The organism is Bradyrhizobium algeriense (genome assembly GCF_003062295.1).
Lineage (GTDB): Bacteria > Pseudomonadota > Alphaproteobacteria > Rhizobiales > Xanthobacteraceae > Bradyrhizobium > Bradyrhizobium algeriense.
Window position 1 is genome coordinate 30,975 of the sequence record NZ_PYCN01000017.1, and the last position, 24,055, is coordinate 55,029.

The 24,055-nt window shown below is 62.4% G+C and carries 28 protein-coding genes; 13 read left to right on the plus strand and 15 right to left on the minus strand.

Annotated features, from left to right (window positions below; genetic code table 11):
* The first annotated feature begins 73 nt into the window (after positions 1-73).
* The 3 genes from C7G61_RS26970 to C7G61_RS26980 all read left to right on the plus strand — a co-directional run bounded on the left by C7G61_RS26970 (position 74) and on the right by C7G61_RS26980 (position 5,112).
* Positions 74-2,794 carry an EAL domain-containing protein gene (locus C7G61_RS26970; RefSeq protein ID WP_190242004.1) on the plus strand — a complete coding sequence of 907 codons (2,721 nt, stop codon included), beginning with the start codon at positions 74-76 and terminating at the stop codon, positions 2,792-2,794.
* A gap of 175 nt (positions 2,795-2,969) precedes the next feature.
* Positions 2,970-4,166, plus strand: coding sequence for a GNAT family N-acetyltransferase (locus tag C7G61_RS26975; protein WP_244608480.1), 1,197 nt, complete (start codon positions 2,970-2,972; stop codon positions 4,164-4,166).
* A 1-nt stretch (position 4,167) separates the two neighbouring features.
* Positions 4,168-5,112, plus strand: coding sequence for a cupin-like domain-containing protein (locus tag C7G61_RS26980; protein WP_108519722.1), 945 nt, complete (start codon positions 4,168-4,170; stop codon positions 5,110-5,112).
* A gap of 97 nt (positions 5,113-5,209) precedes the next feature.
* Here C7G61_RS26980 and C7G61_RS26985 read toward each other — a convergent pair whose 3' ends face one another.
* Together C7G61_RS26985 and C7G61_RS26990 are read right to left on the minus strand one after the other, a co-directional pair.
* A complete protein-coding gene (locus C7G61_RS26985; protein ID WP_108519723.1) occupies positions 5,210-5,848 on the minus strand; it encodes an NIPSNAP family protein in 639 nt (212 codons plus the stop codon).
* 165 nt (positions 5,849-6,013) lie between these two features.
* On the minus strand, positions 6,014-6,679 hold the full coding sequence (locus tag C7G61_RS26990) for a DsbA family oxidoreductase (RefSeq protein WP_108519724.1): 666 nt from the start codon (positions 6,677-6,679) through the stop codon (positions 6,014-6,016).
* A 252-nt stretch (positions 6,680-6,931) separates the two neighbouring features.
* On the opposite strand from C7G61_RS26990, the gene C7G61_RS26995 reads away from it, so the two are divergent.
* The gene (locus C7G61_RS26995; protein ID WP_108519725.1) at positions 6,932-7,405 is read left to right on the plus strand and encodes a pyridoxamine 5'-phosphate oxidase family protein; all 474 of its coding nucleotides are present in this window, start codon (positions 6,932-6,934) and stop codon (positions 7,403-7,405) included.
* A gap of 45 nt (positions 7,406-7,450) precedes the next feature.
* On the opposite strand, the gene C7G61_RS27000 is transcribed toward C7G61_RS26995, so the two are convergent.
* The 7 genes from C7G61_RS27000 to C7G61_RS27030 all read right to left on the minus strand — a co-directional run bounded on the left by C7G61_RS27000 (position 7,451) and on the right by C7G61_RS27030 (position 14,959).
* A complete protein-coding gene (locus C7G61_RS27000; RefSeq protein ID WP_108519726.1) occupies positions 7,451-8,155 on the minus strand; it encodes an ABC transporter ATP-binding protein in 705 nt (234 codons plus the stop codon).
* Positions 8,148-8,882 carry an ABC transporter ATP-binding protein gene (locus tag C7G61_RS27005; protein ID WP_108519727.1) on the minus strand — a complete coding sequence of 245 codons (735 nt, stop codon included), beginning with the start codon at positions 8,880-8,882 and terminating at the stop codon, positions 8,148-8,150. Before C7G61_RS27005 ends, C7G61_RS27000 begins: the two co-directional genes overlap by 8 nt.
* Entirely contained in the window at positions 8,869-9,918 is a 1,050-nt protein-coding gene (locus C7G61_RS27010) for a branched-chain amino acid ABC transporter permease (protein ID WP_108519728.1), read from the minus strand. The genes C7G61_RS27005 and C7G61_RS27010 overlap by 14 nt, the downstream gene beginning before the upstream one ends.
* Before the next feature lie 68 nt (positions 9,919-9,986).
* Entirely contained in the window at positions 9,987-11,207 is a 1,221-nt protein-coding gene (locus C7G61_RS27015) for a substrate-binding protein (protein WP_108519729.1), read from the minus strand.
* A 3-nt stretch (positions 11,208-11,210) separates the two neighbouring features.
* Positions 11,211-12,068, minus strand: coding sequence for a branched-chain amino acid ABC transporter permease (locus tag C7G61_RS27020; protein WP_108519730.1), 858 nt, complete (start codon positions 12,066-12,068; stop codon positions 11,211-11,213).
* A gap of 51 nt (positions 12,069-12,119) precedes the next feature.
* A complete protein-coding gene (locus tag C7G61_RS27025; RefSeq protein WP_108519731.1) occupies positions 12,120-13,634 on the minus strand; it encodes an amidase in 1,515 nt (504 codons plus the stop codon).
* Between the two features lie 146 nt (positions 13,635-13,780).
* Positions 13,781-14,959 carry a substrate-binding domain-containing protein gene (locus tag C7G61_RS27030; RefSeq protein ID WP_244608481.1) on the minus strand — a complete coding sequence of 393 codons (1,179 nt, stop codon included), beginning with the start codon at positions 14,957-14,959 and terminating at the stop codon, positions 13,781-13,783.
* A gap of 174 nt (positions 14,960-15,133) precedes the next feature.
* On the opposite strand from C7G61_RS27030, the gene C7G61_RS27035 reads away from it, so the two are divergent.
* Positions 15,134-15,571, plus strand: coding sequence for a MarR family winged helix-turn-helix transcriptional regulator (locus tag C7G61_RS27035; protein WP_108519843.1), 438 nt, complete (start codon positions 15,134-15,136; stop codon positions 15,569-15,571).
* A 104-nt stretch (positions 15,572-15,675) separates the two neighbouring features.
* Here C7G61_RS27035 and C7G61_RS27040 read toward each other — a convergent pair whose 3' ends face one another.
* Positions 15,676-15,825: a hypothetical protein gene (locus tag C7G61_RS27040; protein ID WP_244608482.1), complete on the minus strand. Its 150-nt coding sequence runs from the start codon at positions 15,823-15,825 to the stop codon at positions 15,676-15,678.
* 118 nt (positions 15,826-15,943) lie between these two features.
* Positions 15,944-16,765: a helix-turn-helix domain-containing protein gene (locus tag C7G61_RS27045; protein ID WP_108519732.1), complete on the minus strand. Its 822-nt coding sequence runs from the start codon at positions 16,763-16,765 to the stop codon at positions 15,944-15,946.
* Positions 16,766-16,865: 100 nt separating this feature from the next.
* Between C7G61_RS27045 and C7G61_RS27050 the strand changes: the two genes are divergently transcribed.
* Together C7G61_RS27050 and C7G61_RS27055 are read left to right on the plus strand one after the other, a co-directional pair.
* A complete protein-coding gene (locus tag C7G61_RS27050) occupies positions 16,866-17,087 on the plus strand; it encodes a hypothetical protein (RefSeq protein WP_108519733.1) in 222 nt (73 codons plus the stop codon).
* Between the two features lie 44 nt (positions 17,088-17,131).
* Positions 17,132-17,530: a hypothetical protein gene (locus tag C7G61_RS27055; protein WP_108519734.1), complete on the plus strand. Its 399-nt coding sequence runs from the start codon at positions 17,132-17,134 to the stop codon at positions 17,528-17,530.
* Between the two features lie 134 nt (positions 17,531-17,664).
* Here C7G61_RS27055 and C7G61_RS47075 read toward each other — a convergent pair whose 3' ends face one another.
* Both C7G61_RS47075 and C7G61_RS27060 read right to left on the minus strand, forming a co-directional pair.
* Positions 17,665-17,799: a hypothetical protein gene (locus C7G61_RS47075; RefSeq protein WP_274542291.1), complete on the minus strand. Its 135-nt coding sequence runs from the start codon at positions 17,797-17,799 to the stop codon at positions 17,665-17,667.
* A complete protein-coding gene (locus C7G61_RS27060) occupies positions 17,799-18,269 on the minus strand; it encodes a group III truncated hemoglobin (RefSeq protein ID WP_108519735.1) in 471 nt (156 codons plus the stop codon). Before C7G61_RS27060 ends, C7G61_RS47075 begins: the two co-directional genes overlap by 1 nt.
* An 87-nt stretch (positions 18,270-18,356) precedes the next feature.
* Between C7G61_RS27060 and C7G61_RS27065 the strand changes: the two genes are divergently transcribed.
* Both C7G61_RS27065 and C7G61_RS27070 read left to right on the plus strand, forming a co-directional pair.
* Positions 18,357-18,785, plus strand: a complete 429-nt coding sequence (locus tag C7G61_RS27065) for an RrF2 family transcriptional regulator (RefSeq protein WP_108519736.1) — start codon at positions 18,357-18,359, stop codon at positions 18,783-18,785.
* Between the two features lie 38 nt (positions 18,786-18,823).
* Positions 18,824-19,114: a DUF6522 family protein gene (locus C7G61_RS27070; RefSeq protein ID WP_108519737.1), complete on the plus strand. Its 291-nt coding sequence runs from the start codon at positions 18,824-18,826 to the stop codon at positions 19,112-19,114.
* A gap of 4 nt (positions 19,115-19,118) precedes the next feature.
* On the opposite strand, the gene C7G61_RS27075 is transcribed toward C7G61_RS27070, so the two are convergent.
* Positions 19,119-19,883 (minus strand): SET domain-containing protein, encoded by a 765-nt coding sequence (locus tag C7G61_RS27075; RefSeq protein ID WP_108519738.1) that lies wholly within the window; start codon positions 19,881-19,883, stop codon positions 19,119-19,121.
* Positions 19,884-20,036: 153 nt separating this feature from the next.
* On the opposite strand from C7G61_RS27075, the gene C7G61_RS27080 reads away from it, so the two are divergent.
* A complete protein-coding gene (locus tag C7G61_RS27080; protein ID WP_244608483.1) occupies positions 20,037-20,654 on the plus strand; it encodes a hypothetical protein in 618 nt (205 codons plus the stop codon).
* A gap of 110 nt (positions 20,655-20,764) precedes the next feature.
* Positions 20,765-21,103: a hypothetical protein gene (locus C7G61_RS27085; protein WP_145963696.1), complete on the plus strand. Its 339-nt coding sequence runs from the start codon at positions 20,765-20,767 to the stop codon at positions 21,101-21,103.
* 74 nt (positions 21,104-21,177) lie between these two features.
* Here C7G61_RS27085 and C7G61_RS27090 read toward each other — a convergent pair whose 3' ends face one another.
* Positions 21,178-21,912, minus strand: coding sequence for a TetR/AcrR family transcriptional regulator (locus C7G61_RS27090; RefSeq protein WP_108519740.1), 735 nt, complete (start codon positions 21,910-21,912; stop codon positions 21,178-21,180).
* A 112-nt stretch (positions 21,913-22,024) separates the two neighbouring features.
* Here C7G61_RS27090 and C7G61_RS27095 point away from each other — a divergent pair, with 112 nt between their 5' ends.
* A complete protein-coding gene (locus C7G61_RS27095) occupies positions 22,025-23,431 on the plus strand; it encodes a carotenoid oxygenase family protein (RefSeq protein ID WP_108519741.1) in 1,407 nt (468 codons plus the stop codon).
* Between the two features lie 139 nt (positions 23,432-23,570).
* Positions 23,571-23,969 (plus strand): MAPEG family protein, encoded by a 399-nt coding sequence (locus C7G61_RS27100; RefSeq protein ID WP_108519742.1) that lies wholly within the window; start codon positions 23,571-23,573, stop codon positions 23,967-23,969.
* Positions 23,970-24,055 lie beyond the last annotated feature (86 nt).

Sequence of the window (24,055 nt, forward strand, 5' to 3'; positions counted from 1 at the left end):
CTGACGCCATTGCACGAGACTAAAAGCCACAAGCACAACGACACCGCATTCGAAGCACCAGAATGGTGACCCCGTGAAACGATATCGGCCGCATATTTTCGTGATGATTGCGCTCGCAATCGTGTTGGCGGGCGGCTGGCACAATTCGCTTCGCCACGCATTGGCCGACCTGCGCTTTGCCTGGCAGTCGCGCCAGGCCTCTGGCGATATCGTGGTGATCGCGATCGACGCATCGTCGATCGAGAGGGTCGGCGTCTGGCCGTGGCCGCGCCTGCTCCACGCCGAGTTGGTCCGGCAGCTTCAGAAGGCGGACGTCCAGGACATCGCGCTCGATGTCGACTTCTCCACGCCCTCCGACGCGGCGTCGGACCGGAACTTTGCCGAAGCCCTGCAGAGCGCCGGCGGATCGGTCGTGCTGCCCTCCTTCCAGCAGCCCCGCACCGACAGGACAACGCTTCACGTCAATCGCCCGTTGCAGCAATTCGCCGAACATTCCTGGCCGGCGCTCGTCAATGTCGAGGTCGGACCCGATGGCCTCGTCCGCCGTTACCCGTTCGGCGAGAAGCTGGACGACAAATTCGTGCCCGCGATGGCGGCCGTGCTCGCCGGCCAATACGATGAGAAGCGCGCGCCCTTTCTGATCGACTTCAGCATCCGAACGGCAGGAATCCCCAAAGTATCCTTTGCCGACGTGCTGCGCGGCGACCCGGCGACACTGCAAAAGCTGCAGGGCAAGAAGGTCGTCGTCGGCGGCACGGCGCTCGAACTCGGTGACCGCTTCAGCGTCCCGAACGGCGCGATCGTGTCCGGCCCCGTGCTGCAAACACTGGCCGCGGAATCGCTGCTGCAGAACCGCGCGCTGCAATGGACTTCGCAAATCGTCACGCTGACCGGCCTCGCTTTGCTCGCCTTGCTCATGCTGTTCTCATGGCGGCGCCTTTCCGCCGGCAAGCGCGTGGCGCTGCTCGTCGCAACTTCTGTCGGCCTCGAAACAGGTGCGCTTGCGCTGCAGGCGGCTTTCCCCCTCATTCTCGACACCTCGCTGTTTCATATCGCCATCATCGTCTACATCGCCGCGATCGCGCTCGACGAAATCGACATCCGCGATCTGCTCGGCCGCGTCGCCGAAAACCGCTTTCAGCGCGTGGCGATGTCGCTCGGCGACGGCCTGATCTGCACCGATTCCAATTACCTGATCACGGTCTGGAATCCCGGCGCGACCGCTATCTTCGGCTACCAGCCCGAGGAGATGATCGGCCGGCCGTTCGACGAGATTTGCGCGCGCGATGCGGATACGCCTGCATTTTCCGTCAGGGATGCAGCAGCACTCGCCGCCGGCACGGTGATCGAGTTCGACGCACGCCGCAGCGACGGCGAGGTGTTTCCGGTCGAAGCCAGTTTCTCCGGCTGGCAGGGTACTGATGGATTTCAGTTCGGCGCGATCCTACGCGACGTTTCGGTGCGCAAGCGTGAAGCCGAGAGAATTCGATACCTGGCGGAACATGACACGCTGACCGGCCTTATCAACCGCAATACCCTTCACGCCAAGCTTGAAGCGAAAATTGCCAAAGCCGGGGCTGACGGCCGCAAGGTAGCGCTGCTGGTGATCGGCATCGACGGCTTCCAGCAGGTCAACGACATGCTTGGTCATGCCAGTGGCGATCTCGTGCTTCGCGCCATATCAGAGCGGCTGATGGAGGTGATGCCGGCGACGGGCCTGGTCGCGCGCTTGAGCGGAGACGAGTTCGCCATCGCAGTTCCGGCGAATGCCATCGGCCAAAACGTCAGCCGTTTTGCCGGGCAGATCGGTGCAGGCTTCGACGAACCGCTGCTCGTCGGCACGCGTCACCTCCGCGTCAGGGTCAGCATCGGCGCCGCTGTCTTCCCGTTCGACGGACGGACGGCGGCCGAGCTCCTGAGCAACTCCCACATGGCGCTGAGCCGTGCCAAGGCAACCCGGCGCGGCGGTCACGTGCTGTTCGAGGATTCGATCCGCCGCGAACTGGAAACCCGCTTGACCCTGGAAGCGGAGCTGGCGCTGGCCGCGGAGCGCAATGAATTCGAACTGTTCTACCAGCCACAAATACAACTGGCCGACGGCAGCCTGGTCGGCGCCGAGGCCCTGATCCGCTGGCGTCATCCCGAGCGTGGCCTGGTTTCGCCGGGGGAATTCATGCCGGTTGTCAACACCTCACCGATCTCCGAACGAATAGCGGAGTGGGTTCTCGAGACCGCCTGCGCCAAGGCGGCCGCCTGGGAGCGCGCCGGACAAAAACTCCGGATAGGCGTCAACCTTTCGCCCTCCCAACTGCACTCGGGTGACCTCGCAAGCTCGGTCGCGCAGGCCCTTGCCCGCACCGGTTTGAGTCCAACCAATCTTGAGCTCGAGGTCACCGAAGACATCCTGCTCCACGACGAGCAGAGCGCGCTCAATACGTTCCTGAAGATCCAGGCGCTTGGCGTGCGCCTCGTGTTCGACGATTTCGGCACCGGCTTTGCCAGCCTGAGCTACCTGAAGAAATTCCCGCTCGATGGACTGAAGATCGACCGCTCTTTCGTGCTCGGATTGCTGGTCAATCCCGACGACGCAGCGATCGTCAGCTCGACCATCGGGCTGAGCAAACAACTGGGCCTGTCGGTCATCGCCGAAGGCATCGAGGATCGCGCCACGGCCGACTTCCTGATCAGGATGGGCTGCGAGGAGGGACAGGGCTATTTCTTCGGACGGCCGATGCCGGCGAGCGAGTTCGAAGCCAAATTCCTCACCGCGCGCGCCACTGCCGAGGTGGCGTGACGGCTGCGCGACCTGATCAGACTGAACGATCCGTTAACGCGACCGCTCAAAACCGAGCTTCGCGGCAACGGTATTTTCCACCTCTGTCCGCTAGCGTCGCCCCGTGAACGCGATGGCCGGGCGGCCCCCTCAAGGTGTCGTCGGTCACATAAATCGCGAACGGGGATTCGGGGAAGTGGCTGACATTGCCGACACATCGACGGCTCGTCGTGCATCGAGCAAGGACGCGGATGCACATGCGCCAGACGCCGTCGGGGCGCTGACGCCGCTCGCCCGCATTTCCGCGCCCCAATGGCGCGCGCTCTCGACGCGCGCCGCCGAACCGAACGGCTATTATTTGCCCGAATGGGAATTAGCGGTGAACGCTTCGGCGCGGGGCCGCGGCGACACCGACGCGCTCGGCGCGCGGCGCGATGCTTCCAGCCTGATCGGCCTGGTGCCTGTGATCTCGATGTGGCGCGCCTACAAAATCCCGCTGCCCGCCTTGGTCAGCGCCGATCCCTACGGCACGCTTTGCACGCCACTGCTTGATCGCGACATGGCGGAGGAAGCCGTTACGGGCATTCTGCAGCAGGCCCGGCAGGCTGGCGCGCATGCGCTGATCTTCCGCGCCACCTCGCTCGATGGCGCGGCCATGAAAGCCTTTACCGACGTGCTGCATCGCAGCCGCATGCAGCCCGTTGTGCTGCAATCGCATGTCCGCGCCTGCCTTGATACCACCGGTGATGCCGACGAAGTGCTGCGCGAGGCGCTGGGCGCGAAGAAACTGAAGGAACTGCGCCGCCAGCGCAATCGCCTCGCCGAACACGGTGCTATCAACTTCGACGTGGCGAGGACGCCCGCCGAAATGACCACCGCCGTCGAAACATTCCTGATGCTGGAGGCCAGCGGCTGGAAGGGCCAGCGCGGCACCGCGCTCGGCCAGGACGACGGCGATGCGGCCTTCGTCCGCCGCGCCACGTCAGCGCTGACCGAGACCGGCCAGTGCGAGCTCGTGACGTTGCGGGCCGGAGAGACACCGGTGGCAGCCGCCATCGTACTGCGCCATCAGGATCGCGCCTTCTACTTCAAGCTCGGCGTCGACGAGCGCTTTGCGAAGTTTTCACCGGGCGTGCAGCTGACGCTGGAATTGACCCGGTATCTCTGCGCGGATCCGGCCATTTCAATGGTGGATTCCACCGCCGCCCCCGACCATCCCATGATCAACCCGATCTGGCGCGGACGCCTTGCGATCGGCGACGTCTTGATCCCGCTGCGACGGGGCGATCCGGTCGTGTCGTTGATCCGCGCCGCGCTCGGCTTGCGCAGCGCGATCCGCGAGCCGGTACGCCGCTTGGTTCATTTCGCCAGATCCCGGCGGGAGAAATCCTAAAATGAATACGCTCACCGCCATCGCGCCCGTGATCACGGCCGATCACGACGCACTACGCCGCGAATTTCCGCTCAAGCCGTTTGCGATCCATCACAAGCTCGCCGGCCATCCGCTGCTGACGCTGCCGCGCATCGCGCAGCTCGCGGCCGAACTGCCGCGCGATCTGATCGAATATAACTCCGGCAAGGTCGCGATCAGCCAGGATCCGGACGCGATTCCCTCCGTCGACCTCGATCCGGTCGAAGTGGTGAAGCGCATCGAAACCGCCGGCGCCTGGATGGTGCTCAAGCGCGTGGAGAATTCGCCGGAGTATCGCCGCCTGCTGGAGGACACCCTGCTGTCGGTCGCCCGCGCCCGCGGCTTCAATAGCCTGCTCGACGCCGGCTTCGAGCAGGTCGAGGGTTTTCTGTTCGTGTCCTCGCCGAACTCGACCACGCCGTTCCATCTCGACAGCGAAGACAATTTCTTCGTCCACATCCACGGCGAAAAATTCTTCACGATCTTCGACAATACCGATCGTTCGATCGTCTCCGACGACGAGATCGAGCGCTCGATGACCAAGCACCGCAACCTGAAATACGACGAAAGCTTTGCGCCGCGCGGCAAGGAATTCCATCTGTTCGCGGGCGACGGCTGCTACGTGCCATACCAATGGCCGCACTGGGTGCGCACATCAGGCTCGTTCTCGATCTCGATGGCGATCACCTGGAAAACGCGCGAAGTGCGGCGGCTGAACGACCTGCACTTCTTCAACTCGATGCTGCGCGGCATCGGCCTGCCGCAACATCCGCCCGGCAAGCAGCCAGTGCGCGATGCGCTGAAGCTCGCGTTCTATCGCATGGTGACGACGGCCATCAAACCGCTGCGCGCCTCGATGGCGATGCGCCGCATGCTGCGGCGGATCGCGCTCGGCAAACGGGCGAATTACTATTTGAAGGGGGCGTAATCGTAGCCCGGGTGAAGCGAAGCGTAACCCGGGGCCGGTGCATATGAGATGCGAAAGTCCCGGATTGCGCTTCGCTCCATCCGGGCTACGAGTAAGACTACTGCAGCGGCGAATGCGGCGCCGGCAGCATGATGGTCGAGTGCATTTCCTCGAGGAAGCCCGGCCCCTTGCCGAGAAATTCCTGCCAGGCCGGATCCTTCATCGCGTTGCCGCGGGCTTCGGCACGGGCGTTCAGGCTGGGATAGGCCCAGATGTGGCAGGCCTCGTTCGGCTGCCCCGCTTCGGTCGTCCAGAGGCCTACGATCTTTGAATATTTCTCGCGCTCCGGCAGCACCGCGGTAAACGCGTCGAGCCACTGCTTGAGGCCACCGGCAGGCTTGCCGTGGTAGTTGCGGAGTTCGTAGACATTGCCCGTCGATGCCGGCGCAACCGGCGGCCGCACCGCGTTCATCAGGCGGACCTCCTGACGCACCAGCAAGGGGCGGATCAGCGGCACATACTCGCCGGTCCAGCGCGGGTTCTTCGCAAGCTCCGCACGCATCCGCGCGCGCTCGTCAAAGCTGTTGTAGCTCCACATGTGCAGGACCTGATTGAGCGGCCCGATCTCGGTCGACCAATAGCCTTCGAGCTTGCCGTAATCATCCTTGCGGATCTCGCGCGACACCGTGCTCGCGGCCTTGATCATGTCGCCGAGCGTGCCGGGCTTTACGGTGTAGGTTCGCAGTTCGTAGATCATGGATGCCTCCCCAAATGTCGTTGTTGTTTATTGTTGGGGACGACACTCACTGTCAAACGCTACACTGCGCCCGCGGAGAGAAGCCCCTCACCCCGACCCTCTAAGAGCAAGCTTTCGCTCGTCTCGACCCCGCAAGAGCGGGGCGAGGGAGAAGAAAGCCGACCGCTACTCCGCTGCCTGCGCGTTGATTTCGCCGGATACCTGGCGGATGGCGCGGGCGAGCTGCTCGGCGGGCTGCGCGCCCGACACCGCGTATTTCTGCGCGAAGATGAAAGTGGGGACGCCGGAGATGCCCTTGTCGGATGCCTCCTGCGCCTGGCCGGAAATCAGCGCGACATCCTCGTCGGTAGCAAGCCGCCTGCGCACGTCATCGGCATCGAGGCCGACATCGGCCGCGGCCTGCACCAGCACGTTGACGTCGGTCAGGTCGCCGCCATCGCGGAAATACAATTCCATCAGGCGCTGCTTCATCTCGGCCGATTTGCCCTGCGCCTCCGCCCAGTGGATCAAACGGTGGCAATCGATGGTGTTCGGCTGGCGCTTCACGAGTTCGGGCCGGTAGGTCAGCCCCTCCTCGCCCGCGGCCGCCACGACGCGGCCGGCGATGCCCTTGTAGGCTTCGACCGAGCCGAATTTTGCGGTGAGATATTCGTCGCGGCTGATGCCCTCGCGTGGTACCCAGGAATTGAGGAAGAACGGCCGCCAGCGCACTTCGACGGGAACATCAGGCACCAGCGCCAGCGCGTTCTCGATCCGGCGTTTGCCGATATAGCACCACGGGCAGACCACGTCGGAGACGATGTCGATCTTGAGGGGTTTTAGGGTGCTCATCGGCGTCTCCTCGAGGGCTCATCGGGGCTCAAAAATGATGCCCGCAAAGTAAGCCAAATGGGCCGCCAAACAAGGCCGCCAGCCGCATGTCTCACATCTGGTGCGGATCTGATCTCAACAGAACGACTGGATCACAATCTAAGAGTGCGCAGTATACACATACAACGGGAGTGTGGGAAAGGGGCGATCGCCCCCGCTTCATTGTCGTGTTAGCGTAAAGGTTGTATCGCTCCGGTAGCGAAAGGAGGACAAATGGACATCTCGGAACGACTCCGAACCGCAATCGAGACCTCGGTGCTTTGCTGGCTCGCTACCGTGGATGCAGACGGTCAGCCGAACGTCAGCCCAAAGGAAATCTTCTGCATGGGCGCAGGCCCCAATGAGGTGTTGGTGGCCGAGATCGCGTCGCCAGTAAGTAAGAGAAACATATCCAAAAATCCTAAAGTTTGTATTAGCGCAGTCGATATCTTTGCGCAGAAGGGCATTAAGGCCTACGGCATCGCCGCGCTAGTAACTCCCGCAGAACCGAACTTTGCTGCGATTGTGCAGCCTCTTACACGAATGGCGGGACCTGAGTTCAACATACGCGCCGTAATTCGAGTTGCGGTTAGCAGAGTCGCGCCAATTCTTGCTCCCAGCTACATCATATTCCCCGAAAGGGCCGAGGAAGAGCAACGGCGACGTGCGTTCAAAACTTATGGGGTGCAAGAGTGCCAAGTGAAATAGAGGGTCGCCCGCTCCAGGACATTGAGCAAGCAACGGCAGCGAGTGTCAAGGCGCCAGATACTGCAACAGCCTTGGATCGTTGCGAACCTCCTGCGCCGATCCGGTGAGCGCGACCCTTCCACGATCGAGCACAAAGGCCCGGTCTGCGACGCGTAGCGCGAGATCGAGATGCTGTTCCACGATCACGACGGCGATCTCCCTGGCGAGCAGGATCAGACGTTCGGTGATTTCCTCGATCACGCCGATCCAGACGCCTTCGGTCGGCTCATCCAGCAGCAATACCCGCGGGTTCGACAACAAGGCACGGCCGATCGCGAGCATCTTGCGCTCGCCGCCGGACAATGTGCCGGCGACCTGATCCATCCGCTGGCCCAGTTTTGGAAATATCTCCAGCACACGATTAACGGCCTGGCTGTCGCGGTTGGTCAGCGCGCCGACGGCGAGATTGTCGCGCACCGAAAGCCTGCCGAACACGGAGTGCTCCTGCGGCACGTAGCCCAACCCGAGGCGAATGCGCTGCTCTGTGGCTAGCTGGCCGACGCTGCGGGCATCGAGACTGACGGAGCCGCCGAGCAGCGGCAATTCTCCGACGATGGCCTTCATCAACGTGGTCTTGCCGGCGCCGTTGCGGCCAAGGATGGCGACGCCGCCGCGCCAGGGAACGCCCAGCGTGACACCGAACAGCACCTGGCTGCGGCCATAGCCCGCATCAACATTCTGGATATCGAGATACTTGTCCTCGTTAGGCACGGCGGAGATAGACCTCCTGAACCCGGGCGCTCGACTGAATATGCTGCACCGAACCGGTATCCAGCACGCTGCCCTGATCGAGCACGGTCAGCCGATCGCAGATGTCGCGAATGAAATCGAGATCATGCTCGACGATGACGAGGGAGCAGCGCTTCTTGATCGGCTGCAGCAGTTCGCCGGTAACCCGCCGTTCCTCGAGGCTCATGCCGCCGGTCGGTTCGTCCAGCAGCAGGAGTCTTGGCTCGGGCGCCAGCGCCATCGCGATTTCAAGCCACTGCTGCTGGCCGTGGGAGAGCGCGGAGGCCGGATCCGCCGCCCGGTCCACCAGACGGAATTGTTCGAGCATGGCCATGGCGCGGTCGTGCAGGATTCCGCGGGTGCGCGAGAACACCAGCCGGGGAAGCGACGTCTGCGCCTGCAGCGCCAGCAGAATGTTGTCGTACAGCGTCAATGCCGGCAGCACGCTGGTGATCTGGAACTTGAGGCTCATGCCGGCCCGCGCCCGCTCGGCAGGAGAGGCTTGCGAGATATCGCGGCCGCCAAACGTCACCGTGCCCGACGTCGGGATTTCAGCACCGGCGACGCATTTCATCAGCGTGCTCTTGCCCGAGCCGTTGGGTCCGATCAAGCCGTGGAATTCGTTCTCCGCGACCGTAAGATCCGCACCGTTCAGGGCCGTCAGCTTGCCGAATATCTTGACCAGGCCTCGCGCTTCAAGAAGATCCATGATCGCCCTTCCCCGGCGGCCGGCCGAAATTACCGACGCGCTCGCGCTCGCTGAGGACCAAGCTGATCAGGCCGGCGGGACGAAACAGGATGACCAGCAACAACAATACGCCGAGGATGATCGGCCAGATATCCTGATAGCTGTTCGACAGCCAGAAACTGACCGCCTCGATCGCAACTGTTCCGATCACAGCTCCGATCAGCGTGCCGGAGCCGCCGAACAACACGTAGAGAACCACCTGCGTCGATATCACCACGCCCAGCATGTTGGGCCAGACGAAACCTTCATGAAATGCATAAAGGCTGCCTGCGAGCCCTGCGACGGCGCCGGCGAAGGAAAAGATGATCGCCTTGAGGCGTTGTACCTGATAGCCGAAGAAGGCGATCCGCTGCTCGTTCTCGCGCAGACCCGCCAGCGCAAGCCCGAACTGCGATCGCACCAGAAAGCGGCATAGAAGATAGACCAGGACGAGAATCCCGAGCGTCAGATAATAATAGACCGGCCCCTCGGTGATATCGTAGCTGCCGAGCGACATCGGCGGGATCGATGGAATGCCGTTCTGGCCTCCCAGATAATACCAGCCCCGCGCCACGCGATCCGCCGCGTAGGAGCCGGTGAGCGTGCCCAGCGAAACAAAGATCACGCTGGAGGGATGACGTCCGAGCAGTAGAAAGCCGCCAAGCAGCAGTGCAAATGCGAGCCCGATCAACAGGCCGGCCGGCAGCACCAGCAGGATCGAAGTCACGCCGAGATCGCGGGCGATCAGCGCAACGCCATATCCGGCGGTGCCGAAGAACACGGCCTGCCCAAAACTCATGATGCCGGCGTATCCCCACACCAGATCGAACGAGAGCGCGAACAGGCAGAGGATCAGGACGCGCGTCGCATAGACCGTCAGATAATCCTTGAGGACCAGCGGCAGCAGCGCGCCGATCACCAGCACCGCGATTTCGATGATCGGTAGCACCTGTAACCGGCGCGAGCGGCTGGCACGAAGCGAAAGGCTCAAGGGCGTCGTCTGTGTCGTTTCTGTCATCAAGTTGCCAGTAAATCCGCTCCGGAGTTCGCAGCGGCGGGTTGCCGCCGCTGCATTGCGCTCATCACTCAGCATTCCTTGGGATCGACGAGGCCGGCGCTGCGCGCAACGATCTCATAATTGCCGCCCTTGGCAACCGCCGTATACATCTTCATCTTGCAATGCCGCTTGCCGGGAACCATTTCCGCAGGTCCGCCGGGACCTTCGGCGATCTTCGCATGGTCCAGCGCAGCCGCGACCGCGTCACGATCGACCTTGCCGGCCTCTTTCACTGCCGCTTCCCATAGTTTGAGGCCACGATAGGTCCCGGTCGCTGCACTTCCCGCGGCAAACAGGAATGTGCCCGGGAACTGCTTTTCGTAGGTCGCCTGAAGCTTGGCGCTGAACGAATCTTCCGGCGTCAGCGCCTTGAAATAATCGAGGCAACTCGCAAGTCCTTCGATCTCCGCGGCCTGGTTGATGTTGAGCGTGTTCTCGTCGTAATAGACACACGACAGCCGGCCGCCGTTCTTCAGAAATCCGGCCTCGTAAAGCTGCTTGAAGAACGGTCCTACCCCCGGCGGGATCACGGTGTTGAACACCACGTCCACCTTGTTGGAAATGACCCGGTTCACCGTGGCACTGAAGTCGATCTGGTCGAGCGGGTAGTATTCCTCAAAGATGACTTCGCCGCCATTGGCCTCGATCACCTTGCGGGCATAGACGTTCAGCGTGTGAGGCCAGACATAGTTGGCGCTCGGCAACGCGAACCTCTTGCCGCCGTTCTTGATCAGCCAGGGAATGAATTCGTCGCACTGCTGCGCCGGCGTCGGGCCGGTACAGAACAGATAGGGCGTGCATTCCTTGCCCTCGTACAGCTGCGGATAAATGTAGAGCGTCTTGCCACGCGCGACGATCACGTCCTTGATGGCGTTGCGCATCGAACTGGTGATACCTCCCAGCACCAGATCGACCTTGTCGCGCTGGATCAGCTTGCGGACGTTGCCGACCGCGACCGATTCATTCGACGCGGTGTCCTCGATGAACAGCTCCAGCGGCCGGCCAAGCAGTCCGCCGGCGTCGTTGATCTCCTTGATCACCATCTTCGCGACATTCGCGTCCGCATTCCCGGCGTAGCCGATCGGACCGGTCAAGTCGGTCGCGATGCCGACCTTGATCGGGTCCGAAGCCGCATTCGCCCAGTCGGGGCGGACCACCCAACTGCCGACGCCGGTGGCAATGGCGGTACTGGCAAAGGCGAAGTTGGAGAGAAATCGCCGGCGGCTGAGATTGCTGCGGTCGCTGAACATGGACTAGACCCCCTTTGTTGAAATCAGGCCTTGCGGCCGAAACTTGATGAAGATGATGGCGAGAACGAACACGAGAACGTCGGCGATCACGGGCGGAATGATCCATGGCAATGCGGCGGCGAGCGTTCCGATTACGCCCGCGCCCGCCACCGGCCCCGCGAACGAGCCCACCCCACCGACCATGACGGCGACGAACCCCTGAATCAGGAAGCGCAGGCCGAGATCGGCAAACAGCGAGAACACCGGCACGATCAGCGCCCCCGCAAGCCCCGCGAGTGCGGCACCGAACGCAAACGTTGCACCATAGATCGCATTGGTCGAAATGCCCGAAGCGCGAGCGAGCGCGGGATTTTCCAGCGACGCCCGAATTCGCAAACCGAAGGCAGTGCGCGCCAGCAGCAGATAGCTGCCGATCATCACCAGTGCCGTAATGAGAATGATGACCAGCCGCCAGGTGGAGAAATGCATGGTCCCGATAGTGACCGAACCGCCGAGCGGCTCCGGGACCGACAGATACAACCCGCCGATCAAACCGCGGACGATCTCGCGGATGATGAGCCCGAGTGCGTAGGTGCCGAGCATCGCCACGATCGGTGCAGCGTAAAACCGCCGAACGATCGTCCGCTCCAGGAAAAATCCCAGTGTGCCGACGACAAAAGGCGCAGCCAGCATTCCGAGCCAGACCGGCAGGCCCGCACTGTAGACGATATAGGTGACATAGGCGCCAAGCAGGACGAACTCGCCCTGCGCGAAGTTGAAGATGCCCATCATGCTGGCGATGATCCCGAGCCCCAGCACGACCAGAACGACGATCGCGCCGAAACTCAGGATCTCGAACAGTGCGACGAACAGATTATCCATGTGGTATCACCAGCACCCCTGTCACCAGCCCCCGGGCGTTCGGCTGCCTGCTTACATTTTCTTCCAGTCGCCGGACTGCTCGAAGGCATGCGCCGCGCGATAGATGGTCATTTCATCGAAATGCCGGCCGACCAGCATCAGGCCGACAGGAAGTCCGTCCACCATGCCGCAGGGCACCGACATCGCCGGGTGGTGCGTGATGTCGAACGGCGCGGTGTTGCTGATCATCTCGAACGCGCGCGCGCACACCTCTTCCCGGCTGGCGCCCGGTGCAGGCAACGGCGTCGCCTTCATCGGCGTGGTCGGCATCAACAGCAGATCGTAGTTCGCCAGCACCTTGTCATAGGCCGCGGTCACGCGACGCGAAATGTTGACGGCCTTGCCGTAGTAACGCGGACCGAAATTATTGTTGACGTAGACGCCAAGCATCAGAAACAGTTTTGTCGTTTCCGACAGCGAGTCCGCCTGCCCGCGCCAGCCGCGGTGAAAATCCATCAGCGATGTCGAGTAGAGGTCCGAACGGCTGAGACCATAGCCGTCGCCAAACATCATGGTCTGCGCGATACCTTCGGCTCCGATCGGCGTCCAGACCGCCGGTGCGACCATGTGCATCGGGATCGAAACTTCCTCAACGGTCGCGCCGAGGCTCGCAAGCCGCTTTGCCGCTTCCCGCACGCTTTCGTTGACGGCGGCTTCGGCGCCGACCTGCTCAAAGCCTTCCTTGACGATGGCGATTTTCATGCCCTTGACGCCGCCGCCAAGCGCCTTGGTGTATTCCTGCACCGTGGGCGACTTGATCCGCGGATCATAGCCGTCGTCACCGGCAAGCACTTCGAGCAGCAGGGCGTTGTCGGCAACGTTCGCGGTCATCGGCCCGGTATGGTCGACGAAGATTTCGATCGGCATGACGCCGGTGTAAGGCACCAGCCCCCAGGTCGGCTTCATGCCGTAGGTGCCGCTGAACGAGGATGGCATCCGGATCGATCCGCCCTGGTCGCCGCCGATCGCCATGTCGACCTCGCCGAGCGCGACAACGACCGCACTGCCCGAGGACGATCCGCCGGCGGAGAATCCCATCTTGTGGGGATTATGGACCGGGCCTGTTGAGTTGGTGTGGCTGCCGCCGGATATGCAAAACGACTCGCAATGTACCTTGCCGGCGATCTCGGCGCCGGCATCGAGCATGCGTGTGACGATGGTGGCGTCGAAATCCGGCACGTAGCCTTCGAGCGTCGCGGAGCCGTTCATCATCGGCACCCCGGCCAGCATGATGTTGTCCTTCAGCGCCACGACCTTGCCTTTCAGCTTGCCGCTCGCGGCACCCTTGACAGTCGATTTGCGGTACCAGGCGTTGCGCGGATTTTCCTCCGGGCCGGGCCGATAGCCCGGCGTCCGCGGGTATTTGACGACCGGGACTTCGTCGGGCATCGCGCCGACAGCGTTGTAGGCATCGACCGAGCCTTGCATCAATCCGCGGAAGGAAGTGACATCCTCATCGGTCAATGCCAGGCCGCATTGATCGGCGACCGCGCGCAGTTGATCGGGCGTTGGAAGCGCTACTGTCACGATGGTTTCTCCTGTTTCTTCTGAATGCTTGTGGGCAAGTTGCCGGATGAAGGCCGGCCCCGTTCACATCACTAGAAACGGAAATGTTTTCCTTTTCAAGTATTATTTCGCAACCTTCCATTTTGGTGAAACGATACGTGCGGCCGTCAGAACTGCTTGATCAGCTGGAAGTCGAGCCCGCTGGCCGCCGCAAGATAGATCGGCATGCGTGCACTGCCGCGCCTGATGCCGACGGTGCCTCGTGCGCCCTGATAGTCCACATTCGCAGCAGCGGAGAGCAGCGGCTTCCTCGCCAGCGATCCTGCACGCGCTGCGACCGTCTCCAGAAACCGCAACCCTTCGTAGTTTGACTGCGCGATCGAGCCGAGCGGCGGCGCGTGACGGCCGAACGACGCCTCGTATTGGCTGAGGAAGGCATCGTTCTCGCGCGACGCCCTGTCGATGAAATAGCCAGACGCGCAGAACAGGTTTTCGGTGTTGTCGGCGCCGATCCCGAGCAGCACCGTCTCGTCCATCGCGCCGGCCAGACGGAGCATTCGGGAGCCGAGCCCCTGCTCGCCAAAGGTACGGTTGAAGACGACGCTATCGGCGCCGATCAACGTGATCAGAACCACGTCGGGCTTGGCGGCCCGAATCCGCGCGAGCTGGCTGCTGTGATTGTGCTCGCCGATGGGCACGAACTCTTCGCCGACGACACGCCCGCCGGCATCCGCGATGTATTTCTTGATCGCCTTGTGCGAGAGCCATGGCCAGACATAGTCGCTGCCGATCAGATACCAGTTCGACGCGTGCCTGGCGTTGGCGAGCCACTCGATGGCCGGGCGCCATTGCGCCCCCGGCGTCTCGCCGATGGCCATGACGCCGGGCGTTCGCTCGCCGCCCTCATAGACCGGCGTGTAAAGGTAGGGAATGTGTCCGGCGACGACCTTGCGCAACGCCACCCTGACCGCACTGATATGCGAGCCCATCACGAGATCTGCGTCTTCGGACGCGACAATGTCGGAAGCCGTCCGCGTCACGTCGTTGATATCGCCGCCGGTGTCATGGAACGCAACTTCAATCTCGCGGCCAAGAATGCCGCCGCGGCGGTTGATTTCGGAAACGCCCAGCAGCGTACTGTTGATGGAAGCCGGCCCCCAGATTCCCGACGGACCCGATAGTCCGACAAAATTGGCAATGCGCAGTTTCTTGCGGTCGCGGCGCTCACGGAACAGGCGCGGCGATGGCCCGGAGCTTCCCGAACCGAACTCCGGGAGTCCCCTTAGCAGCCATTCCGGCGGCATCGACGGCCCGCCGAACTTTCCAAATTGCGTTAGCGAGAGCAATTCGCTCTCCTTTCAGCTTCTTTAGTCCGGCGCGATCAGACTACCATCGGCAAGGTGATCGGCAACAAAAAATATCCTAGTGGAAAATATTGAATATTCAACGATTCCCATGCATATAGAACAAGCAAGAGCGCTAAATATTCATCCAAAACCCCCGTTATGAAGTTCAAACCCTTGGCCAAATCGCCCAGCAAACCCATCACCGAGCATCTCGCTTATCTGCTTGCGCAGGCCAACCGGGAGATCAACCGTCAGCTCGACGCGCGGTTTCGCAAGGAAGGCGTGCCGGTCGAGCAATGGCGTATTCTGAAAGTGCTTTCCGATGGCAAGGGCCATTCGATGGGCGAACTCGCGGAAGCGGTACTGCTCAATCATCCGACCCTGACCAAGATGGTCGACCGAATGGTGTCCGACGCGCTCGTGTACCGGGTCCAGGACGCCGACGACCGACGCAAGGTTTTGATGTTCTCCTCCGATCGCGGCAAGGCGCTGACCCAGCGCCTGAACTCGCTGGCGCTGAGTCAGGAAGCCTTTATCGCCGAGAACTACGGCGACAAGGCCACGGCAGAATTGAAACGCCTGCTGGAAAGCCTGATCGAGAAGGCGAACTGACCACGGCTCTGATTAAATCAGAGCCGTGCTCTAGTTTTTTTGTTTGACGCGTTTTCTTTACGCGAACCGGTACCCACTTCGCTCGAAAACGCTATGGATCCGCGCTACGCCGCCAACGCTATGAGCGCGGCCTCGGAGGCAGCGTCCGCCGGCATGAACATCTCCACGCGCAATTCTTGCAGCGTCACATCCTGTGGTGTGCCCAGCGTCAGCACCGCCCCGATCAGACCGATACTGACGTCGCCCTTGCGCAAGCGCACTTCGCACAGCGGTCCCGGCGCTTCGCTTTCGTTGAGCTGTGGGGCGAAGCGAAACCCATCAATACTGATTATGACGCTGATGGGTATCGCTGCGCTCCACCCATCCTACAAGTTACGTCAAACTCGCCGCTATCTGCCGCATCCGCTCGGCGGTCAGATCGTCGGCGGGGAAGAAGGTTTCCAGCGCCAGCTCCTGCAACGTGATGTCGACCGGCGTGCCGAATACCATGGTGGTCGAGATGAAGCTCAGCACTTCGTCATTGCGGCGCAGCTTGAAGGGGATCGCGACATTGTCGGCCGAGACCGGACCCGAGCGCGCCGGCATCCGATAGGCTTTCAGTTCCTGATACAGTTTGAGCAGTTCGGGATCGGCCGTCGCTTCGCACTGCCGGTGCAGCCGCTCCAGAAGATGCGCGCTCCATTCGGCGAGATTGACTGTGCGCGGCGCCAGTCCCTCGGGATGAAAGGCCAGCCTTAGAATGTTGAAGGGTTGCCCGAGCAGATGCGGCGGCAAGCCTTCGAGCAGCGGCGCCACCATGCGATTGGCCGTCACCAGATTCCAGTGCCGGTCATAGGCCAGCGCCGGATTGGGCTCATGCGCCTTAAGGACGAGGTCGATCGCCTGCCGGGCTGATTTGAGCGCGGGGTCGTCGAGCGAGCGCTGCGGAAAGGCCGGCGCAAAGCCCGCCGCGACCAGAAGCACGTTGCGTTCACGCAAGGGAACCTCCAATCGCTCGGCGAGCTTCAGCACCATTTCGCGCGACGGCGCAGCGCGGCCCGTCTCCACAAAACTGAGATGGCGCGCGGATATTTCGGCATCCCCCGCCAGATCAAGCTGGCTCAGATGGCGGCGCTGCCGCCATTCGCGCAAATGATCGCCGATATGGACGGGCTGGGTTCGTTCGGCTCGCGCCGTGGCAGCATGTGCGTTCATGGTGAAAAACCTACCATGCGAATTTCGTCCATTCCATTACGTCCGAGGTAATCGAAACGGGTCACGGGCTGGCTCATCCTGGGGGCACAGGAGATGACCCATGCTGATGCTTTCCCTCTTCCGCTTCGTCGCCGCTGTAATCCCCTGGGTGGTCAATCTGGCCACCTGGTTGCTGGCGCGCTCCCTGAACTTGCCGCAGCCGTTGGTGCACGACACCAGCGTCTTCGTGTTCGTGCAGGTGCAGACGATCGAAAACAGGGTCGGCAAGGCGCTCTGCCCGATGCGGCTGATGCGTCAGCTCCGGTCGCTGCTGCAGCGTTGATCGCTGTCTCGCCCAAAGTCCCCCCAAGCCAAAGGAGAACTGCCATGATTCATCCGTCCACATTCCTGAACCGCGCGCTGCTCGCCGACGCCATCTTCAGCGGCGTCGCTGCGGTGGCCCTCACCCTCGGCGCCGGCGCGCTCGCGCCCTTCCTCAATCTGCCGGAGGCGTTGCTGCGTGAAACCGGGCTGTTCCTGATCGCCTATACGGCGCTGGTTGGCTGGCTGGCCACACGGTCGACGGTGGCGAAGGCGTTGGTGTTGCTTGTCATCGTGGGAAATGCCGCGTGGACGCTCGGCAGCATCGCACTGCTGTTCTCGGGTGCGGTAAGCCCGAACCTGCTCGGCCAGGTCTTCATCGTTGCCCAGGCGATTGCGACAGGCGTGTTTGCTGAGTTGCAGTACATCGGCCTGCGCAAGAGCGGCGAGACGGCAACGGCATAAGCCTCAGCCGTCATTGCCTGCGACAAACGCGAAGCGTTTGCGCAAGGGAGCAAAGCGACGAAGCAATCCACGCCTCAGCAAGTGGAGAAGTGGATTGCTTCGCTTACATCGACAGCAATGACGGGGAAAGAGCCTCAGCTTAGCATTACCGCCGCGATCATCCCGGCAAAGGTCAGCACGAGCCCGATCACGAGCATCGGCACCAGGCCGCTGCCGGAATACGGATCGGCCTGCTCCTTGTTGGTCACGACATGCGCACGATAAGCCATCACACTGCTCCTGTTTGATTGCGCCGAAATCGTTCCCCGTTGCCGAGCATGACGCCGTGGGTGCCGGCGATGCCGAGTTCGAGGCTTGCCGCGATGCGTCGCGCCCGTTCCACGAAATGCACTTCCGCCTCAGGCGGGCAGATCTCGCGGGCGGTTTGCTCGAACAGTTCGAGCCAGCGGTCGAAATGCCCGGCGTCGACCGGCAGCGGCAGATGTTTGGCCATCGGGGTGCCGTGGTAGCGGCCTGTCATCAACGCGACCGATGACCAGAACGCGCACATCTGCGCCAGATGCGGCTCCCAATCCTTGATCCTGATATCGAAGATCGGCCCGAGCACCACGTCGGCCCGCACCTTGGCGTAGAAGCCGCGTACCAGGCGCTCGATCATCGCCTCGTCAATGCCTGTCCGTTCCATGATTTCGGCCGTCAACCGCTCCCGCCGCGCCGGCCCTGCCACGATCGCTTCCATTTTTGCGCCTGCCCTTAAATAGGTATTTCAAATACCTATTTAGACGGCTATAGATGAATTGCAAGCAGATCTTTCAAGAGGGCTCCCATGCGCCTGACGTCGTTCACGGATTTCGCGTTGCGCGCCTTGATGCGGCTGGCGGGCGAACCCGGCCGTTCCTTCGCCACCAACGAGATCGCGGCCGAGTTCGGCATTTCCCGCAACCATCTGGCCAAGGTGGTGCGCGACCTCGCCGATAGCGGCTTCATCTCGACCCAGCGCGGCGTTGGCGGCGGCTTCACGCTGGCCCGCCCCGCCCAGTCGATCACCATCGGCGAAGTGGTGCGCGCTCTGGAAGGGCCGCCGCTGGTCGAATGTTTTCGCGAGGACGGCGGCAATTGCGTGCTGAAGCCGCGCTGCCGGCTGAAGGCAAAACTCGCCGCCGCCCGCGAAGCTTTCATGCGCGAACTCGACGCTACGACGCTGGCGGAATGTGCCTATCCGCCAAGCGCCAGGCGGAGCCCGGCACTTGCGTGAGGGCTGCAAGAAACCATGACAAGGCTCAGGTGCAACTCATGAAACCGATCGAGTTCGAAAATGGCGCAGTGCAGATCGACGCCGCCATCGTCGCCGAAGGCCTCGGCCTGGCGCCTTCCCTGCTGCAGGAAGCAATGCGCGCGGGCCGGATCACGAGCCTTGCGGAGCGCGGGGTCGATGCCGATTCCGGCCGGCATCGCCTGACCTTCTTCTCCGAACACCGGCGGTTTCGCGTCGTGATCGACGAAACCGGCGCGATCATTCAACGCTCGGCGGTCGACTTCGGCGATTCGCTGCTGCCGAAGTCGGTGCACAAGGCTGGCGGATGAGACGTCAAATGGCGGTGGGCTGAGCCTCAACGGAGATGGCAGCGGGCTGAACCTCGAGGACCGGCGCGGGCGCGGAAACTGGCGGCTTGCTGGCGCTCGATTTTTTGCCGGCAACCCTGACGCGGCTGTTGCCGTTCAGACGTTTGGCGTTGAGCGACCTGCCGTTGAGAGACTTCCCGTTAAGCGAATGGCCGTTCAGCTTCAGCGTCTTCTTCGCCTTCCGCTCAGCCTTATCCTTCAGCTTCGCTTTAGCCTTCTGCTGTTCCTTGGCCAGCTTTTCAGCCTTCTTCAGCGCTTTCCGCTCGGCCTTGGCCTTGAGGCGGGCCTTCTCCGCCCGCGCCTCGGCGCGCTGCTTCTTGCGCTTCTTCTCGCAGGCCGCACATTTGCAGCCGATCGGCTTCAGATAGGCTTTGAAATAATCGGTGCCGTAATCGTAGTTGATCTCCTCGCCCGGCTCGATGTTCTTGATGGCGCGGATGAAGACCTTGCGCTTGCGTGGGCGAACGTCGGATTCCGCGTTCGGCTTGCAGGCGTGGTTGATGTAGCGGGCAATGTTCTTGCGCACCGAGCCGTCGATGGTCCAGCGGTTGTTCAACTCGAACAGGTACTTGTTCTCGATCGCGTCGTCTTTTTTCTTCTTCGAATCCAGAAGCGGCCCAAAATAGCGGATGATTTTGGTGCCCTTCTTGATCGGCTTGGTGGCGAAGAGTCCAAGTCCGGTGCGGGAGCGACCGACGCGATAGGGCTTATTCGATGGTATGGAAGGCATGAGGACTGAATGACTGCGCGCTTGGGAAACGACGAATTGCGAGCCGCCCTTCTAGGACGATTCCGCGGCAAAGTCAGGTGTTTCGTACCTTTGCCATGAACCTTCCCCAGATTGCACACGTCTGATGCTGGAGGTTCCATGCGAGAAGTGCAGATGAAACGCTTTCCCCATCGGCCGCTCACTGTGTCGGCCGCCGCGACCCTGTTCGCGGCTGCATTCGGCCTGATTTCACCGGCCAACGCCCAAACATTCAGCAGCAGCTACACATCGACGGCGCCGAAGGACTGCCGCACTATCGGCGAGCCCGAGAACGGCAGCACGACGCAGGTGTGCCCCGGCAAATCGGGGCTGGTGGTAGTGATCAGCGAGGACGACCTGCGCCAAACTGTCTCGGTCGGAGCCGACCGCGCTGCCGCCAGCAAGGAGCCGGCCGCGGAGGCCTGGTTTGCCCCCTTTAATTCCACCGCCAATACCGTCGAATGGCGGGCGGTGGACGGCAAGCCGTTCGCGATCATTCAGCGCTGGCTGATCGCCGACAACGACGCCCCGGACAGGACCGGAAGCCCGACCTCGAAACCGATGCTCGCCGTGACGCGGTTGCCGCCAGGGCCGGTCTGCCATGTCGCCTATATCGACGGCCAGGCCAGCCGCAATGCCAACGAGCTCGCGCGCCAGGCGGCGGACGAATTTGCGCGTGATTTCAAGTGCGGCAAGGACGAAGTGAAGGTAATCGGTGAAAAAGGCGCCGCCGTCAGCCTTGCAAAGCGCTGACGCAGCCCACGGCCGGCGTGTTTTCGCCGCATTAACGTCAAAGCTACAGCCTTGAGTGCTTGATATATTCTCACGTCACGGGTTTTAACGGCGGCCACACCGGAGCGACGATGCTAACGAGAATCATGGTTCTGCTGGTTGCAGGCTCCGCCCTCACCGGCTGCTGCGCCTCCGGCACCGGCTGCTCGACGACACAGACCGCAGGCGCGCCGATCGCCTGGGACGGGTTGGGCGAACCACCGACGGCAAATGACGCGCCGGGCGAGCCAAAACGGCCGGCAAAGCGAAGAACGGCCCGCAATCAGGAGATCATTCTCGGCCCGCTGAACGATGCCCCGGCCCAATCGAACGCCAAAGCGCGGTATGACGAGTGGACACGGCAGCCCAACGAAGACGCGGAGGCCGACGCAAGGCTCGCGCGCCAAACCAAGATTTGCAGGGGTTGCTGAGCGGCACGCCATCCACACCGTTGGCCGCGCAGGGTCCATTCCGGCGCCAGCGAACTCGCCCCCAAACCGCTGTCCTATAGCGCCGGCGGCCGTGCGACGGTCGAGACCAGCATCGCATGTAGCAGCTGGTCGACGCCGGTGCCTTCCGGCAGCCGGTGCAAAATATCCTTCAGCCGTCCATCGAGCAGCAGCGTGGTGAAGCCGTGCACCAAAGACCACGCGCGCGCGATGGCCGCAGCCTGGTCAAGCGACAATGCTTCCAGCGCCGCGCCGGTGAGCTTCTCATCACGGCCGAGGCCAGCCGCGGTTGCCAGTCCTTCGAAGGAGGCAGTGGCCGCCTCGTGCAGCGACGGCCGCGTCATGTCGAGCCGCTCGGTTCGGAACATTAGCCCGTACATGCCGGGACGCGCCTGCGCATAGGCGACATAGGCCTTGGCGCGCGCCATCGCCTTCATCAGGGGGTGCGTTTCAGTCTGGCCCGCGGCCGTCATGGCCTCGTTGAAGCGCCGGAAGCCGATGGCGGCGAGTTCGCTCAGGAGCCCGGTGAGATCGCCGAAATGATGAGTCGGCGCGGCGTGCGACACGCCGGCCTCGCGCGCCACCGCGCGCAGCGTCAGGCCCGCCAGCCCATCGCGTTCCAGCACCCGCTCGGCGGCGGCGAGCAAGGCGTCGTGCAGATCGCCATGATGATAAGGGGCCTCGCCGGCTGGACGGCGACGCCGGCTGGCCGGCCTTTCGGTCACGGCTCTTGCCGGCTTGCGCTTCGCGGAGGGACGGCTGGTTCTGGCTTCTCTCGAGATTCTTGTCATACGAATCCTTATAGCTGCAATTTTTACACTGTAAAGATTTTGCTTGACGGTCGATGGCAACGCGCTTACTGACATCTTTACGATGTAAAGATATATCCGGAGGAAACGTAAGATGCTCGACCAAGTGGCGACGACCAATACGGCGCGGGACAATCCGGCGCCGATCCCGATGGAATGCGACGCGCCGCATCTCAAGGTGACCGGCGAATTGCCGCGCGAGCTCAACGGCACGCTCTATCGCAATGGCCCCAACCCGCAGTTCGAGGCGCCGGGCGCACACTGGTTTTTCGGCGACGGCATGCTGCACGCCTTCCACTTGGAGAACGGCCGCGCCAGCTACCGCAACCGCTGGGTCCGCACCCCGAAATGGCTGGCCGAGCACGACGCCGGCCGCGCGCTGTTCGGCGGCTTCGGCCGCAAGCTGCCGGGTGCGCCGGCCGGGACCACCGACGACGGCGGCGTCGCCAACACCAACATCATCTTCCATGGCGGTAAGCTGCTGGCGCTGGAAGAAGGCCATCTGCCGACCGAGATCGAGCCCGACACCCTTAATCGCGTCGGCTATTGCGACTACAAGGGTGCCATCAAAGGCCCCTTCACCGCGCATCCCAAGATCGATCCCGTGACCGGCGAGATGGTGTTCTTCGGCTATAACGCCGCAGGCCTCCTTACCCCTGCCCTCTCCTTCGGATCCGTCAACGCCTCCGGCGTGGTGACGCGGTACGATCGCTTCGATGCGCCCTATGCCAGCATGGTGCACGACTTCATCGTCACCGAAAACCATCTGCTGTTTCCGATCCTGCCCATTACCGGCAGCATGGAGCGCGCGATGCGCGGCAAGGCGCCTTATGCCTGGGAGCCCGAGAAAGGCGGCTACGTCGGCGTCATGAAGCGCAACGGTTCCGCCAAGGACCTCGTCTGGTTTCGCGCCGAGAGCTGCTACGTCTTCCACGTCATGAATGCGTGGGAAGAAGGCAACCGTATCATTGCCGACGTGATGCAGTTCGAGGAAGCGCCACTCTTCAACCATCCTGATGGTTCGAAGACTGACCCGCAGAAATCACGCGCGCGGTACTGTCGCTGGACGTTCGACCTCGCCGGCAATACCGACCGCTTCACGCAAACCTATCTCGACGATCTGACCGGCGAATTCCCGCGCATCGACGACCGCCGCGCGGGACAGGCGAACAGCCATGGCTGGTACGCCTGCGCCAACCCTGATTTGCCGATGTTCGGCGCGCTGTCCGGCATCGTCCAGGTCGACGGCAAGGGCAAGCGGCTCGGCCATTATCTGCTGCCGGCCGGCGACACCATTTCCGAGCCGGTGTTTGTCGAACGCGGGCCTGATGCCGCCGAGGGCGATGGCTGGCTGCTCGCCGCCGTCTGGCGCGCGCAGGAGAATCGCAGCGATCTTGCGGTGTTCAACGCCCAGGACGTCGAATCAGGCCCCGTGGCGCTGGTGCATCTCGGCCATCGCGTGCCCGACGGCTTTCACGGCAATTGGGTCGGCGCGGCGTAGGCGTTCAACCGCCGTCATTCCGGGGCATCGCGCAGCGATGAACCCGGAATCCAGAGGTTGTGATCTCGAGATTCCGGGTCCGATGCTGCGCATCGCCCCGGAATGACAGCATCAATAGACGGCCCCCGAGGAGACACACATGCATCTGCCCTCGATCACGTCAGCCTATCTCGCCGTACTCGCCCTCCTCTATGCCATCCTCGCTGTTCAGGTCGGACGGCTGCGCATGAGAGACCGGGCGGCGTTCGGCGACAATGGAAGCCTCGCGCTACGCAGCGCGATCCGCGCGCATGCCAACTTCATCGAGTACGTGCCGATCATTACGCTGATGGTCGCGATGCTGGAAATGTCCGGCTTGGCAGCGATGTGGGTCCATCTGTTGATGGGCACGCTGCTGTTGTCGCGGCTCTTGCATCCGCTCGGCATGTACGCCGCGCCCAATACGCTGCAATTCCGCGTCGGCCGGATGGGCGGCATCACCATCACGCTGCTTTTACTGCTGGTCTGCGCTCTGACGATCCTGATGCGCGTCGTATAGGGCCACAAGCCATTGCAAATACGTTGATTTTCTCACTTCGCGATTTTTATTTTTACACTGTAAAGATTTTTCTTGACGACTCCCTG